This window comes from Moraxella nasicaprae, from assembly GCF_025643275.1.
Classification (GTDB): Bacteria; Pseudomonadota; Gammaproteobacteria; order Pseudomonadales; family Moraxellaceae; genus Moraxella; species Moraxella nasicaprae.
On record NZ_CP089977.1, the window covers coordinates 1,306,554 to 1,321,523 of the forward strand.

At 44.8% G+C, this 14,970-nt stretch carries 9 protein-coding genes, 2 tRNA genes and 1 pseudogene; 5 read left to right on the forward strand and 7 right to left on the reverse strand.

Features of this window, described 5'->3' with window-relative positions; translation table 11 throughout:
• Nucleotides 1-41: 41 nt before the first annotated feature.
• Together putP and LU297_RS06160 are read left to right on the forward strand one after the other, a co-directional pair.
• The gene (gene putP / locus LU297_RS06155) at nucleotides 42-1,541 is read left to right on the forward strand and encodes a sodium/proline symporter PutP (RefSeq protein WP_263075680.1); all 1,500 of its coding nucleotides are present in this window, start codon (nucleotides 42-44) and stop codon (nucleotides 1,539-1,541) included.
• 110 nt (nucleotides 1,542-1,651) lie between these two features.
• Nucleotides 1,652-3,805 carry a M3 family metallopeptidase gene (locus LU297_RS06160; protein WP_263075681.1) on the forward strand — a complete coding sequence of 718 codons (2,154 nt, stop codon included), beginning with the start codon at nucleotides 1,652-1,654 and terminating at the stop codon, nucleotides 3,803-3,805.
• 66 nt (nucleotides 3,806-3,871) lie between these two features.
• Here the strand turns inward: LU297_RS06160 and LU297_RS06165 are convergent, their stop codons facing one another.
• Nucleotides 3,872-5,614, reverse strand: coding sequence for a purple acid phosphatase family protein (locus LU297_RS06165; protein ID WP_263075682.1), 1,743 nt, complete (start codon nucleotides 5,612-5,614; stop codon nucleotides 3,872-3,874).
• Between the two features lie 227 nt (nucleotides 5,615-5,841).
• Between LU297_RS06165 and LU297_RS06170 the strand changes: the two genes are divergently transcribed.
• Nucleotides 5,842-7,038, forward strand: coding sequence for a porin (locus LU297_RS06170; protein WP_263075683.1), 1,197 nt, complete (start codon nucleotides 5,842-5,844; stop codon nucleotides 7,036-7,038).
• 114 nt (nucleotides 7,039-7,152) lie between these two features.
• On the opposite strand, the gene LU297_RS06175 is transcribed toward LU297_RS06170, so the two are convergent.
• The 6 genes from LU297_RS06175 to LU297_RS06200 form a co-directional block, all read right to left on the reverse strand.
• On the reverse strand, nucleotides 7,153-8,106 hold the full coding sequence (locus LU297_RS06175; protein ID WP_263075684.1) for a ribose-phosphate pyrophosphokinase: 954 nt from the start codon (nucleotides 8,104-8,106) through the stop codon (nucleotides 7,153-7,155).
• 197 nt (nucleotides 8,107-8,303) lie between these two features.
• Nucleotides 8,304-8,379 (reverse strand) — tRNA-Gln (locus LU297_RS06180).
• 33 nt (nucleotides 8,380-8,412) lie between these two features.
• Nucleotides 8,413-8,488 (reverse strand) — tRNA-Gln (locus tag LU297_RS06185).
• 100 nt (nucleotides 8,489-8,588) lie between these two features.
• Complete coding sequence (gene ispE, locus LU297_RS06190; RefSeq protein WP_263075685.1) at nucleotides 8,589-9,461, reverse strand: 4-(cytidine 5'-diphospho)-2-C-methyl-D-erythritol kinase; 873 nt, start codon at nucleotides 9,459-9,461, stop codon at nucleotides 8,589-8,591.
• Between the two features lie 2 nt (nucleotides 9,462-9,463).
• Nucleotides 9,464-10,036, reverse strand: a complete 573-nt coding sequence (gene lolB, locus LU297_RS06195) for a lipoprotein insertase outer membrane protein LolB (RefSeq protein ID WP_263075686.1) — start codon at nucleotides 10,034-10,036, stop codon at nucleotides 9,464-9,466.
• Between the two features lie 27 nt (nucleotides 10,037-10,063).
• Nucleotides 10,064-11,872: a tetratricopeptide repeat protein gene (locus tag LU297_RS06200; protein ID WP_263075687.1), complete on the reverse strand. Its 1,809-nt coding sequence runs from the start codon at nucleotides 11,870-11,872 to the stop codon at nucleotides 10,064-10,066.
• 394 nt (nucleotides 11,873-12,266) lie between these two features.
• Here LU297_RS06200 and hemA point away from each other — a divergent pair, with 394 nt between their 5' ends.
• Nucleotides 12,267-13,607, forward strand: a complete 1,341-nt coding sequence (gene hemA, locus LU297_RS06205) for a glutamyl-tRNA reductase (RefSeq protein WP_263075688.1) — start codon at nucleotides 12,267-12,269, stop codon at nucleotides 13,605-13,607.
• A 218-nt stretch (nucleotides 13,608-13,825) separates the two neighbouring features.
• Nucleotides 13,826-14,970: pseudogene (locus tag LU297_RS06210) on the forward strand (aminotransferase class V-fold PLP-dependent enzyme).

Consider the following 14,970-nt stretch of genomic DNA (forward strand, 5'->3'; position numbering starts at 1 on the left):
GCACGCCACAAAAAATAAGTGCTAGTTTTAAGGAGAATGCCATGCAAACTGTGGCAACTGGCGTTTGGATTTCTTTGGCAATCTATTTTATTTTGATGATTGCCATCGGTGTCTATGCGTATTTTAAACAAAAAAATGATGTCGAAGGCTATATGCTTGGCGGTCGTAATCTTGGCCCTGCGGTAACAGCTCTGTCGGCTGGTGCGTCTGATATGTCAGGCTGGCTACTGCTTGGTCTGCCTGGCTATATGTATGCCTCTGGGGTGGTCTCTATTTGGATTGCGTTGGGATTAACCATTGGTGCATTTGCCAACTATCTAATCGTTGCTCCTCGTCTGCGAGTGTTCACCGAAGTGGCGGATAATGCGATTACCTTGCCTGACTATTTTTCTAATCGCTTTAATGACACTTCACACCTGCTGCGTATCATGTCAGCGGTGGTCATCATTGTCTTCTTCACGGTCTATACCGCAGCAAGTCTGGTGGCGGGTGGCAAGCTGTTCGAAAGCTCGCTTGGTCTGTCTTATGATTTGGGCTTGTGGGTAACAGCAGGCGTGGTGGTGGCTTATACCTTGTTTGGTGGGTTTTTGGCGGTGTCATTGACCGACTTTGTGCAAGGTGTCATCATGCTGATTGCCATGCTTCTGGTGCCAATCGTGGCATTTACTGAGATTGGCGGTGTCAGCGAGGGCATGGCAGCAGCTCAGCAGGTAAACAGCGAAGTGTTTAACTGGACCAATGGCGTTACCACGATGGGCATCATCTCTTTGATGGCGTGGGGCTTTGGCTATTTTGGACAGCCGCACATCATCGTGCGTTTTATGGCGATTCGTTCGGTCAAAGATGTGCCAGTAGCAACCGCCATTGGTATGGGCTGGATGATTTTGTCTTTGATTGGAGCGTTGGGCGTAGGCTTGGCTGGGATTGGCTATATCGCCAAAACAGGGGCAAAACTAGACGACCCTGAAACAATTTTCTTGTTCTTCTCACAAGTGTTATTCCACCCATTGATTTCTGGTTTCTTGTTAGCGGCGATTTTAGCAGCGATTATGAGTACCATTTCAAGCCAGCTTTTGGTGGTGTCAAGCTCTCTAACCCGTGATGTTTATAAGCTATTTTTTAATAAAAATGCCACAGAAAGCCAGCAAGTAACCGTTGGTCGTATCTCAGTGGTGGTGGTTGCCATTGTTGCCATCATCTTGGCTGGCGATAGAAATAGCTCAGTTCTTGAACTGGTGTCACACGCTTGGGCAGGCTTTGGGGCGGCATTTGGTCCTTTGGTTATCCTAAGTTTGATGTGGAAGCGTATGAATCGTAATGGTGCATTAGCAGGTGCTATCGTAGGTGCTTTGACCGTCATCATTTGGGTGTACGGTGGATTGACCATCAACGGTCAGCCAGCTAATAGTGTCATCTATTCTATTTTGCCTGGTTTTGCGTTTAGTTTCATCGCCACCATCGTGGTAAGCTTGATGACTGCTCCACCAAAAGACTTCATCGTGGCACGCTTTGAGGAGATGGAAAAAGGTCTAAAAGGCTGATTGTTTCACTTGTTTATCAAGGTAAATGATGGTATTGTATGCCGATTAGACCCTGATGTAACACCACAAATCATTTGGGTTTGTGGTGTTTTTTTTGATAAGGAAATTTTATGAAACGCCGTTCCTTTTTGCAACTTAGTACAGCAAGCCTTGCCTTGACTGCTTGCCATTCTTTGCCGACCGCCTTGCAGATGCCAACTTCTGCCAAGCCCTTGATGGCTGTTCCAGATGATTTAAAAAATAACCCCCTATTGCAATTTGAAACCTTGCCCAATTATCAGGCGATTAGCCCTGCCCATATTGAGCCTGCCATCAAATTTGTCATGGAGAGTTCTCGTGCCATCACAGAAGAGCTGATTAAACAAGACAATCCCACTTGGGCAAGTTTTTATCAGCCCTTAGAAGAGCTGTATGCCTTGCGGTATTATAGTTTTAGCATTGCTTCTGATTTAAATTCGCTTGCCAACACCAAAGAAATCCGCACCGCTTATGATGCTGCCAGAAAGCACAGAAGCGAATTTAATAATTGGTACAATACCAATGACCAAATTTATCAAGCCTTCAAACGCCTAAAACAAAGTGGCGAATACAGTCGCTACACCGATGCCCAAAAAAGAGCTTTGGACAAAGAATTATCCGACTTTGAAAGAGCAGGCGTGGGCTTACCTTCTGACAAAAAAGAAAGACTAACACAAATTTCTGACCGCCTAAGCAAACTTAGAACCCAATTTTCCAACAACACTTTGGATTCTAGCAAATGGTCAATGACCCTAAGCGAGCAAGAAGTCTCTGGCATTCCAGAATCAGAGCTAAGCCTTGCCAAAGAAGATGCCAAAAAAGACGGCACAGACGGTTACAAATTTACGCTCAATGATGCCACAATCCGCACTGTGCTAGAATATGCTGATAATCGAGATTTTCGTGAAAAATTCTACAAAGCCTATGTTACTCGCGCTTCAAAACAAGCCGATGATGGCGGAAAATACGACAACAGTCCTGTGATTGAAGAGATTTTGGCATTGCAATACGAAAGAGCCAAGCTTTTGGGTTATGACAATTATGCCCAATATGCCCTAGCCGACCGAATGGCAAAAACGCCAAAAGAAGTGATGGACTTTTATCAAGGACTGCTTGCCAAAACCGCCCCTGTTGCCAAAGCCCAAACCGCCGATTTGATTGCCTATGGCAAACAAAAATTGGGGATTGACAACCCACAAGCGTGGGATATGCACTATATTACTAATAAGAAAAAACAAGCCGAATACGACTTTGACCAAGAACTGCTTCGCCCTTATTTTCCAATGGATAAGGTGCTGTCTGGGGTGTTTGAAGTCAATCGCCGTTTGTTTGGCATTACGGTCAAAGAACGCTTTGATGTCAAGGGTTGGCATCCATCGGTTCGTTTTTTTGATATTTTTGATGATAAGGGTCAGCATCTTGGCTCAACCTATGCCGACCTTTATACGCGTGAAGGCAAGCGAAGTGGTGCGTGGAAAAGCAATGTTATCTTAAAGCGAAAAACCGCCAACGGCAAAATCATCAAGCCTGTTACAATGCTAGTTGCCAATATCACACCGCCTACAGATGGCGTTGCTCTTTTGACCCAAAACGATATGATTGCTGTGCTACACGAGTTTGGGCATTGCTTGCACCAGATTATCAGTACGGTGGACATTACCAATATCACAGGCACTGCCATCGCCCGTGATGCGGTGGAGTTTCCAAGTCAGCTGATGGAATATTGGGCGTGGCACAAAGATTCTATTTCGCTGTTTTCAGGGCATTACAAAACAGGCGAGGCTTTGCCACAAAGTTTGATTGATAAGGCTGCCGCCGCCAAAGATTATATGATGGCTCGCTACACAATGAACCAGATTGATTATGGTTTGGGCGACATTCGTTTGTACAATGAATACAACCCAAATGAAAAGGGCTTTGTAGAACGCATTGTCAAAGAAGTAGCCGATGTTACCACTTCTTTGGTCAAACGCCCAGATTATGACCGTTCTTTAAATACCTTTAACCACATCTTTACCAGTTCCACTTATGCTGCTGGCTACTATGGCTATGTTTGGAGCGATGTTTTGTCGGCAGATGTCTTTTCGCACTTTGAGCAGGTGGGGATTTTTAACCGTGCCGAAGGCAAACGCTATGTAGAAAAATTCTTATCGCTTGGCAATTCCAAAGAAGTGATGGCAATGTATGTGGACTTTATGGGCAGAAAACCAAAACCTGATGCCTTTATGAAACAAATCCAAAGCTAATCAGAAAGTCAAGTAATAACAAACACGCCCAAAGTTGATGTTGGGCGTGTTTTTTTGTGCCAAAGATTATTTTTGAATGACAAATTCATCAACTTGATAAACCGTGCGTGCCTCGCCCTTAGACAAATCGCCAGAGACTTGATAGACTTTGGCGGTTAAGGTTTTGCCATTGATGGTATAGGTGGCAAAGTTTTGAATGGTATTATCCCTATCATTGCCAATACTTGTGTCAAATTTGTCGGTGGTTTGTGGTTGAAAACCTTTTTCAAATAGGCTGTTATAATGCTCAAGCTGGCTTTGGGTGAGCCAATCTAGCTTTGGGCGGATTTTGTGAATATGGGCAAGCGGACGATCAAAAATGGCATCATACGCCTTAGTGCCTGCGGTGTTTGGCACCATAAAAATCGTTCCCTTTGGATTATAAAAAGTCTTGATATTTGCCCCATTGTAGCTGTATTTGACATCTTCAATCTTGGCATTGACAAAGCTGTCCGCCTTTGGTGCATAGCTTAAAGACTTGGTACGAGAGTAGGTGTGGTCGTGTCCTTGCAATGCCAAATCTACACCCAGCTCGTCAATGGTTTTCATAAACTCATCTCGTACATTTTGTGTTTCCACATCTTGCAAAGAGTGATAACCCTTAGAAAATAAGGGACGATGATAAGTAACAATCACCCAATCTACGCCATTCTCCCTTGCTTTTTTGACATCGGCTTTAAACCAATCCATCTGCTCTTTGCCGATGGCTTTTTCGTCATCTCGCTTGTAATCATTGGTATTTAAAACAACAAAATGGGCATTATTATGGGTAAACGAATAATAAGAACCACCATCAATCTTGCCAATACTGTCCACATTAAAATGGTCATTAAATTTATTAAGCATCAATTCATCACGGTTGATGGTAAATTCATCGTGATTGCCAGCCACAGGCACAAGACTCATTTTTAACAAGCCTTTTTGGGATTGTTTCATCAAATCCACCCATTCATCTTCGGCTTCGGCAAGCTCTACAAAGTCGCCTGTATGTAACACAAAGCTGGCATTGGGCAGCACCTTTTGGGCTTGAAAGAGCGTATCGGCAGCATAGCGAGCTTCGTTGTTGGTGTGTTCATTATAATAGGCGTTTTGGCTGTCGGTGTATTGAATAAAGCCAAAGGCATCTGTTTTACTCCCTGCGGTTTTAAATGTTCCCACAGGGCTAAATTTGCCCTGACGACTGCCCACTTGATAATAATAGGTGGTGTTTGGCTTTAAATTTTCTGCCAATGCCTTGTAGCTGGTTTCGGGTGTTTTGATGACATCAACGGCAGGTCGTTCGTCTTTGTTTGGTACTTCGTTTCTTGGAAACCACGGGGCTTTTTTGTTTTCATCATTAAAATAGCCAACCACTTGCCCTGTTTTGCGATGTACTCGTTTAAAGATAAAATAGCCTTTTTGGTCTCGTTCAATATAATGGCTGCTAACTTTGATGGGCGTGGCTTCTACAATGATGGCGTTTTTCATTGATGGCGAGGTTGAAATTTTGACCACAGGGTTTACAAATTCATCGCTGGTAAACCAAGTAAAGGCACGCATTGTGGTAGGGTCGCCCTTGATGGTGGAGGTGATACGGTTTGGTGTGTTGTTCTTTTTGATGGGGGCAACAACAGGCTTGATGACAAGGTTGTCGGCTTCTGCCTTTTGGGTTTGGTCATTGCGGTGAGCCTTGGCGTGTTCTGGATTGGGGTTGTCAATCACAGTGTTGGCAAAGGTAAGGCTAGCAGCGGTGCTAAGCAGTATAGCCAGCAAGGTTTTTTGAAATTTCATAAAATATCCTTATGTGATGAAAATGTGAATAATTGGCAAATGGCTAAATCAATATGGCAAAAATTATATCACAGTGAGCAAAAAATCAGACATAAAATGACCTAGGTTTTTTAAAATTGAATTAATTTTGATAAAATTCTGCAAAAATTGTAATAATTTGTTGCCAAATACTTTCAGGTTGAATATACTAGCAGTGCAAAGAAAATATTAGTTTGGGATTTAGCCAGATGGATAACCATATTTTTGGTTCGCCAGCCAGTCCCTTGTTAATTTGCTCACGGTTCATGCCAGCAGGAGTTGTGGTAGATGCTGGTTTTTATAAGGATTTTTTTATGAAGTATTCGATGCTTTGCTGTGCCGTTGGCATGGCATTTTTGAGTAATGCAGCAATCGCCAGCCCAAAAATTTCTGGTGAAATTCAGTTGGAAGCGTTACAGCAGTCAACTGATGTGGTCAGTAGAAGTCTTAATAGTGGACGAGTAACATACCCAGAGGATTTGTATAAGCGACCAACACTTGAAGGAGCTGGTGAAATTAAATTTTCTGCAAGCCAAAAGTTGAATGACGATTTAACAACTCGCTATTCTTTGACATACTTGGTGGGAGTTGCCGATGATGGAAGAACCAATTTCCGTTCTGGTACGACCTATATCAGTTTGGATCATAAAGATTATGGTCGTCTTCGTTTCGGTCGTATGACAACCCCAGAAGATGAGTTGGTTGATGTGGGTGTAGCAAAAAGTGGCTGGCTGTATGGGGTTGGTAAGCCTTTTACCAATTCAGGCTTTAAGACCAATAATACCGTCCAATACTATTCCCCTTATTTTATGGAAAGCAAAGATGGCAGAACTCGTGTCAAATTGCATTATGCAATGGATGAAAATAATAGTTCTGTTACAGGTCTAAGACTGTATAAAGACGATGGCTCTAATGTTCGTGAAAACAAAAAACGAGATGTGTTTGTTGCTCAGATTTTACATAGCGGTAAAATTGATTGGGGCTTTGCTTATACGCAAGCAGGTAGTGATTTAAAAGCCATTTCTGGCATGGCACGCTATAATGCTGATGATTGGAGTGCGGCTCTTGCGGTGCGTCAAGCTGATTATGGTACGGGCAAAGATGAAACAGGAGCCTTTGGTTCGTTAATTTATAGCTTGCAAAGAGATTGGGCGGTTTATGGGCAGGCAGGCTATGTTAAAAATTATGCAGGTCAGGGATTTAATATCAAAGACACCGACTATTTGGTTGGAGCTTTGGGCGTTTCCAAAGACTTTCGTTTAGCAAGTGGTCGTGCCACCGTTTATGCTGAAACAGCCCTAGAAAAGATAGACTTTATCGCACCCAATAGTTCAGAAACCAGACTGTCTAGCGACCGAAAGGAAGAAGTGCTAGGTTTTGCTACGGGTATCGAGTTTAAATTCTAATACTTTTATACCACTAAAACTTCTGTCTTTTGGCAGGCTTTTAGTGGTATTTTCTTAAAAAGAAATCCCCCACAATGGTAATGATGGGGGATTTTATCATTGGTCAGTAATTGGTTAGGCCTCGTATTCAAACATGGCACTGATTGATTCTTCATTATTGATGCGGCGAAGGCTTTCAGCAATCATCGCAGCAATGCTGACTTGGCGAATGTTGCCACAGGCTTTGGCATCTTCGGTCAATGGAATGGTGTCGGTCACTACCAGCTCATCTAGGGCAGAATTTTTGATGGTTTCGATGGCTTTGCCTGATAGGACAGGGTGGGTGATGTAGCCAACCACTCGTCTAGCACCATTGTCTTTTAGAGCTTGGGCGGCCTTGCATAGTGTGCCTGCGGTATCAACGATGTCATCCACGATGACACAATCACGACCTGATACATCGCCAATGATGTGCATGACTTGTGATTCGTTGGCACGGGCACGGCGTTTGTCGATGATGGCAAGGTCGGCATCGCCCAACAGTTTTGCCATAGCACGAGCACGCACCACGCCACCCACATCAGGCGATACCACCATGAGGTTGTCGTAGTTTTGTTGTTTTAGGTCTTTTAGCAGCACAGGCGTGCCATACAGATTATCCACAGGCACATCAAAGAAACCTTGAATCTGGTCAGAATGCAAATCAACCACCACCACACGGTCAATACCAGCGATTGACAGCATATCCGCCACCACCTTAGCAGAGATTGGTACACGAGTTGAGCGAGGACGGCGGTCTTGGCGAGCGTAGCCAAAGTATGGAATGACCGCTGTAATGCGACCAGCACTCGAACGGCGTAGAGCGTCTGCCAATAGGACGATTTCCATCAGATTGTCATTGGTCGGTACGCAGGTCGGTTGAAGAATGAAGACATCTTTGCCACGCACATTTTCTTTGATTTCGATAGCGATTTCACCATCAGAAAAACGAGAAATGTCAGCATTACCCAAAGGGATATTTAGATGGTCAGCGACAGTTTGGGCAAGTTTTGGATTGGCACTACCTGAAAAGACAGCCATATATGACATGAGCAAAATCCTGTAAAAGAAATCAAAAATAGTATAAAAAGTGCAATCGTTGGCACATGAGCTATTTTATCATCTTTGGCTACAAATTTGCAGTATTTGTGCAAGAATTCACACAGTTTTGGTAAAAAAATATGAAAAATGGCGGTGCGAGTACAAAAAAATCAAGCCAATCACGAATGACTGGCTTGATTTGGATTTGGCAGAGGTAGCTGGACTCGAACCAACGAATGTCAGGATCAAAACCTGATGCCTTACCAACTTGGCGATACCCCTAAGGTGCAATTTTAAAGATTGCGAACTTTAAATTGGCAGAGGTAGCTGGACTCGAACCAACGAATGTCAGGATCAAAACCTGATGCCTTACCAACTTGGCGATACCCCTGTATAGGTCGCACATTATACCGATATTTTGCAAAATTGCAAGTATCTTGTTTCAGATTATCGAAATAAATTTTATAAGTTATTGATTATCAATGATTTATTTATTTGAGACTGTGAGCGATGACGCTGCGACAAGGGGCGTTTTTTTGCCATTGTGCCAGTGTGTCATCATCAATCTTGTGACCAATCGGTAGAAAAACTGTACTGCCTGTACCGCTGAGGCGAGCGGTGGTGTTGCTGATGGGTTCTAGCTGTTGTAGATAGCTTAGGGCTTGGGCGATTTTTGGCGAGATGGAGACGGCAATCGGCTCAAAAACATTGACAAAATCTTGGCTTAATCGATGGCAAAATTGGTCGGTTTTTTGATGAAGTTCGTCTATGTAAGCACAGTTTTTTTGCAGATTAGGCTGTGCAAAAAAATTTGCCGTAGCAGCGTGTTCATCGGGCAATAGCAGCAGATAGCGATGGCTTGGCAGTTTGATGGCATCAAGTTTTTCGCCAATGCCTGTGACGATGGCGTCAGGGCAGCGATGATGAGCAAAAATAAAAAATGGCACATCAGCCCCAATGCTTGCTCCGATGTTGATGAGCGTGTCGGTGTCTAGGTGTGTTTGCCAAAGTTGGTTTAGGGCAATCAGCGTTGTGGCGGCATTGCTTGAACCACCACCAATCCCTGCACCCGTAGGCAGACGTTTGGTCAAAGTGATGTTGGTGGCAGGTGTCTGAATGTCAGCATATTCAGCCAGTGCATTGGCAGCTTTGATAATCAGATTGTCCTTGATGTCAGCGGTTAAATGCGTTGCCCCAGTAAGACAAACCAAGCCAGCTTGATTGTCACATTCAAAATGCAGCTCATCGCCAAAATCAATGGCACGAAAGACGCTTTGCAAATCATGATAGCCGTCTGCACGCTTGCCTGTAATGTGCAAAAACAGGTTGAGTTTGGCGGGTGAAAATAAAGTTAATTGACGCATGATTATTGATGTGTGATGGTCATGACAACACGATGACCGTCTTGATGCGTGATGCGAAGACGGCTTGGTCGTTGGTGCTTATCGTATTCAAAATTTGCCGTCCAACCTGTATTGCTGGCGGTGGTCAGTCGTCCATTGGTATCAAGAGTTTTGCTGTCATCGCTGGGTGCGTTACGACCGACAATCCAATAGGGCAATTGGGAAATGGGGGCGTACCAGCCTGTTGCTGATAATAGCAGTTCTTCTGGACTGTCCGCTTCAATCAGACCTGTGCGTTCGCTTTCTAGGGTGGCGGTTGTGCCATTGTAGCGAATTTGGGTTGCACCGATGCCCAATGCACCAGTTAGGTCAATGCTAAACCGCTCACCCTCTTGTGCCCATGCATAAAAAGCACTGCCGCCTTGTGTGCCATCAGCGGTCTTAGCAGTGATGCCAATTTTACCTGTGGTGGTAAACTTGATGGGGGCATTTGGCAGGGCGGTGGTTTGGGCGATGGGTGTATTAGGCACGCTTTGGCAGGCGGTCAAAACACCAGTCAAGGCACAGGCGGTCAGGATAAGTCGAATATTTTTCATGATGATTGTCCAGCTAAGGGCGAGAGGTTAATAGATTTGACTGTCGTCAAATGAGCCATCTTGATTGCCAAATCTGTTTTGTAAATCTGATAATACCTGCTCAACCATCTCTTGATTATCCAAACCTTGATAGGCTCGCAACAGGGCGATACCAACATTGAGCGTTGGCATCACATCATAAGGGGCTTGTAGATAATCAATGACGGCATCATAATGCTGCTGGGATAGGGCATGATTAGCAAGCACCAGTAGAGCGTCTAGTTGTAACTGACTGTCATAATTTGGGTCGTCAGCCCCGATGTGACTGATGTCGATGGCGGTTTGTAGTGCTGTATCGTCATCAGGATTTTTTTCAAGGCGTAACTTGACATCGGCAAGCTGGTATTGCGGATTGAAGTCGTCCAACTCTAACAGCTTGTCAATGGCGGCTCGCCTGTCTTCAAAACTTAGCTCATCTTCAAGCAACTGAAAACTGGCAAACAGCAAGCGGTCATCGTTTGGGTATTCACGATTGGCGATGGTCAAAAGGTCTTTGGCGTGTTGTTTATCGCCTTGACGCAAGTACAGCTCAGCTTGCAGAATGTAGCTGTCTGTGGCGTACACTTCAAATTCATCTCTGAGTGCCACTAAGGTATTGACCGCAGCGTCAATGTTGTTTTCAAGCATATAAAAACCCATGACTTTGGTGCGTGCGTCCAATACTTGTTCATAGCTATGCACCTGCTCGTAGTGTTTGCGAGCATTGAGATTGTCGCCCAGTCGTTCGTAGCCGATGGCGGTGTAATAATGGGCTTGATTTTTAAAGTCGGGATTTTTGGTTAAAGGGGTCAGTAGTTCAATGGCGTTGGTGTAACGACCACTATCTAGTGCCACCAGACCAGACAATAAAACCACATCAGGGCTATTTGTATGCTTATTAGCCAGTGTTAATAATTGCCAAGCATCATTTAGTTCGCCAACAGCAAGCAAATGCCTGATTTCGTAGAGATATAGTTCTTTTTCGGTGGGTAGTTTTTGGCGAATTTGGTGTAAATATGCCCACAGCTCGTCCATGCGATTTTGTAGTTTTAAAATATCAAGTTTGAGCGTGATGAATGCCAAATTGGTCGGTTCTAGACTCAAAGCATGATTCACATGCAACAAGGCGGCGGATTGTTCGCCAATGCCCATCAATAGACCTGCTCGCAGTACAGACACAGAAGCATTGTTTTGCCCAAGTGGTATGAGGGCGTTAAAGAGTTCTTTTTGTTCGCTTTGGTCGCTGGGCATGATGCCAGTCAGAATTTGTTCCAAATTGGCGTTTGGGTCATAGTGCAAGATGGTCGAAAGCATTGCCGCAGCTTGCTTGTACTCACCTGCTTTGAGTGCCAAATGCGTCACATAAAACCATGCGGGCAAATGTTCTGGATTGTGCGTTTGCCAAGCGGTGGCAAAGGCAAGCGATTTGTCAGGGCTTTCAAATTCAAGCGATAAGCCCAATGCTCGCTCAAAGACATGGGTGGCATTTTTTTTGAAAGACTCTGCCTTATAGATGGTTAAAGCCTTGCTAATATCGCCTCTATCGGCAGCAAATTCAGCGTCCAATAAAGCATATAAGTCTGGCGAATCAAGCATTGGCTCGGTGTCATTGGCAATCAGTGTGTCGTCCAAAAAAGCCTCTGGCAAGGCAGGATTGACAACTTCGGTCAAAGGATTGCTTGGATTGTCTGACATCATCTCATCGGCGTGGGCGTGTGCAGACAATGCCATCAGTATGGGCAAGATGGCGATGACACGCAGACACCAAAGAGATGTTTGGTGTCTGTATGCCAGATGATAAGAGGGTAAAATCGCCATAAATCAATACGCCAAACCGCACAGCATGACAACGGTGATGATGTGTGGTTTTATTGGATAACCATGAGCAGTCAAATCAAGTCAATTGCTTGGTTTGATGGATAAACATTCACAAAAGCATTGTTTGTTTTAAGGTCATATTATAAAAGTATTTTGAATAAGTGCAACCAAATCCGTGTGAATTTTGATAAAAAATGTTACCGCCCATGTTTGTCATGACGATGATTTGGCAGACTTTTTTTGATGTAATACCAACCAATGAACAAAATGAGCCAAAATTTAATCAAAAAGAGCGATTGTCATGCACTTTGATGGATTTGGGCTTGATTATGACTGTATCAATGCTGATAAAGCTGTTATAATAGCCAAATTTTGTTAATTGTTGGTTTTGTGTATGAAATTAGCCGTTGTCGGAGTGAATCATAAGACTGCCCCTGTTGCACTACGGGAGCGGCTGTCGTTCGGCTCGGATATGCAAACAGCCATTGAACAATTATCCACTTTATCGTCAGGCTGCACCATTGTTTCGACCTGTAATCGCAGCGAATTGTATTTTGGGGTTGATGATGAACTGATGCCTCCAAGCGATGATGACGATGAACAACAAGCATTACCAGAATTTTTGTTAAAGGTTTGTCAGTGGCTGGCGGACTTTAAGCAGTTGCCACTTGATGAGATTTTGCCTTATCTGTATGTATATCAGGAGTCCAGAGCCTTAAACCACTGGCTAAGAGTGGCGGCAGGGCTAGATTCGATGATTTTGGGCGAGCCGCAGATTTTGGGGCAGATTCGTCAAGCGGTGGCGGTGTCTCGTGAATATGGTGGTATCAGCAGTGAGTTTGGCTGGCTGACCCAGCAGGTGTTTGCTGCTGCTCGAACGGTTCGTCGTGATACCAAAGTGGGGGCTCAGGCGGTTACTTTGGGTTTTGCGACTGCCAAATTGACGACTCAGATTTTTGACGACCCAAGCCAATTAACCTTTTTATTGGTGGCGGCAGGGGAGATGAATCGTTTGGTGGCACATAATGTCACCGCACTTGGCATCAAAAAAATCATCATCTGTAACCGCAGTCATGAACGAGCAACTGCATTGGCGGACGAGCTGGCACAGATGGCAACACAGGCGGGCAGGGAGCTGGATATTGAGCTGGTGCCACTTGATGAGTTGGCACAAGTCTTACCACAGGCAGATGTGGTCAGCAGTTGTAGTGGCAGTATGCACGCCTTGATTGATGTGTCAATGGTTCGAAATGCCCTAAAACAACGCCGCCATGAGCCAATGTTGCTTGTTGATTTGGCAGTGCCAAGAGATATTGAGCCAAAAGTTGGGCAGCTTGATGATGTCTATTTGTATTCGGTTGATGACTTGCAACATGTCATTGCAGGCAACCTGCAAGAACGCCAACAGGCAGCGGTCGAGGCAGAGTTGTTGGTGGGTCAGTTGGTTGCCGATATTGAACAACAAATGCAGGTGCAAGTGGCTCGTGGGCAGATTGACGCCTATCGAAAAATGGCAGATGCACATACCCAAAGACTGCTGGCAAAGGCGATGGAGAGACTTTTGGCTGGCGAAGATGCCAGTCAAGTGATGCAAGTTTTTGCTCACAAACTCAGTCAGACGCTCACACACAGCCCCTCAAAGCTCATTCGTCATGTCGCCATGCATGCTGATGCCAATACGCTGGATATGGTGTCGCATGAGCTGATACATGGCTATCGTGATAAGCAGGTGTGATGCCTGCTTTTTTGATGCTTGATTTTTTGGGATTGGCTTGGTAAATTGAACATCATCTCGCCAAGTGTTTGTGTTGTTTTGGGCAAGGCTGTCAGGTTGATTTTTTGGTCATGATGCCACCATAGGCTTGATGGATTAGGCTGATGAGCGAGATATTTAGGCGTATTTTCTTAACTGTTTTTTATGGATACATCAGTAATAATACAAGGAGCAATTTTATGCCTGCATTAAGAAATGACATCGACCCAGATGGATTATTGGAATATTCGGTGGTCTATACCGACCGAGCATTGAATCATATGTCCAAGCAGTTTTGTGCGGTGATGACGGATTTATCCACCGAATTAAAAGCCCTATATCAGGCTGATGCTGTCGCCATTGTGCCAGGTTCTGGCACTTCTGGCATGGAGGCGTGGTGCGTGCGTTGGCGGACAATCAAGACTGCGTGGTGGTGCGAAATGGCTGGTTTAGCTATCGCTGGACGCAGATTTTGCAGGCGACAGGTGTTGCCAAGTCCAGTCAGGTATTTTGTGCCAGCACCACGATGGTTGATGGCGTGCCAATGTTTGCCCCAGCAGACATCGATGAAATCACCAGCCATATTAAAACTCATAAGCCCAAAGTGGTCTTTGTCCCTCATGTAGAGACAGCGTCTGGCATGATGGTGAGCGATGAATATATCAGGCAGCTTGGCGAGGCTGTACATCAAGTTGGGGGTTTGTTGGTGGTGGATTGTATCGCCTCAGGGTGTATGTGGCTTGACATGAAGCAGCTTGGTATCGATGTACTATTGTCCGCACCACAAAAAGGTCTATCTAGCACGCCTTGTGCAGGCTTGGTGATGTTGTCTAAGACTGCCAAAGAAGCGGTATTGGCAAGTCATTCATCAAGTTTTGCCCTAGATTTAAAAGCATGGCTAAACATCATGCTGGCTTATGAAAATGGCGGTCATGCCTATCATGCAACCATGCCAACCGATGGGCTAAAACAGCTCAGAGATGCGTTATTTGAAGCAAAAAATATTGGCTATGATGCCCTAAAAATCGCCCAAAAACAGCTTGGCGAGAGGATTTTGGCAGTGCTGGCACAATATGGCATCAAAAGCGTGGCAATGCCTGATGTCCAAGCCTATGGCGTGGTGGTGTGTCATGCACCAACCCAAGACATTCAAAAAGGCACACCATTTGCCCAAGCAGGCGTGCAGATTGCTGCTGGCGTGCCACTACAAGTGGGCGAGCCTGAGAGTTATCAAAGTTTTCGCATTGGGCTGTTTGGGCTGGACAAGCTGACTGATGTGGCAGGTACGATTGAGCGATTTGCCAATGTCGCCAAGCAGGTTTTCGCCAATAATCTGATGAAATAA

What these genes read in the sequence shown, in the direction of transcription:
- LU297_RS06160 (WP_263075681.1), top strand. Translation starts at nt 1,652, where the DNA reads ATGAAACGCCGTTCCTTTTTGCAACTTAGTACAGCAAGCCTTGCCTTG.
- LU297_RS06170 (WP_263075683.1), top strand. Translation starts at nt 5,842, where the DNA reads ATGGATAACCATATTTTTGGTTCGCCAGCCAGTCCCTTGTTAATTTGC.
- ispE (WP_263075685.1), bottom strand. Translation starts at nt 9,461, where the DNA reads ATGCGTCAATTAACTTTATTTTCACCCGCCAAACTCAACCTGTTTTTG.
- hemA (WP_263075688.1), top strand. Translation starts at nt 12,267, where the DNA reads ATGAAATTAGCCGTTGTCGGAGTGAATCATAAGACTGCCCCTGTTGCA.
- lolB (WP_263075686.1), bottom strand. Translation starts at nt 10,036, where the DNA reads ATGAAAAATATTCGACTTATCCTGACCGCCTGTGCCTTGACTGGTGTT.
- LU297_RS06175 (WP_263075684.1), bottom strand. Translation starts at nt 8,106, where the DNA reads ATGTCATATATGGCTGTCTTTTCAGGTAGTGCCAATCCAAAACTTGCC.
- LU297_RS06200 (WP_263075687.1), bottom strand. Translation starts at nt 11,872, where the DNA reads ATGGCGATTTTACCCTCTTATCATCTGGCATACAGACACCAAACATCT.
- LU297_RS06165 (WP_263075682.1), bottom strand. Translation starts at nt 5,614, where the DNA reads ATGAAATTTCAAAAAACCTTGCTGGCTATACTGCTTAGCACCGCTGCT.
- putP (WP_263075680.1), top strand. Translation starts at nt 42, where the DNA reads ATGCAAACTGTGGCAACTGGCGTTTGGATTTCTTTGGCAATCTATTTT.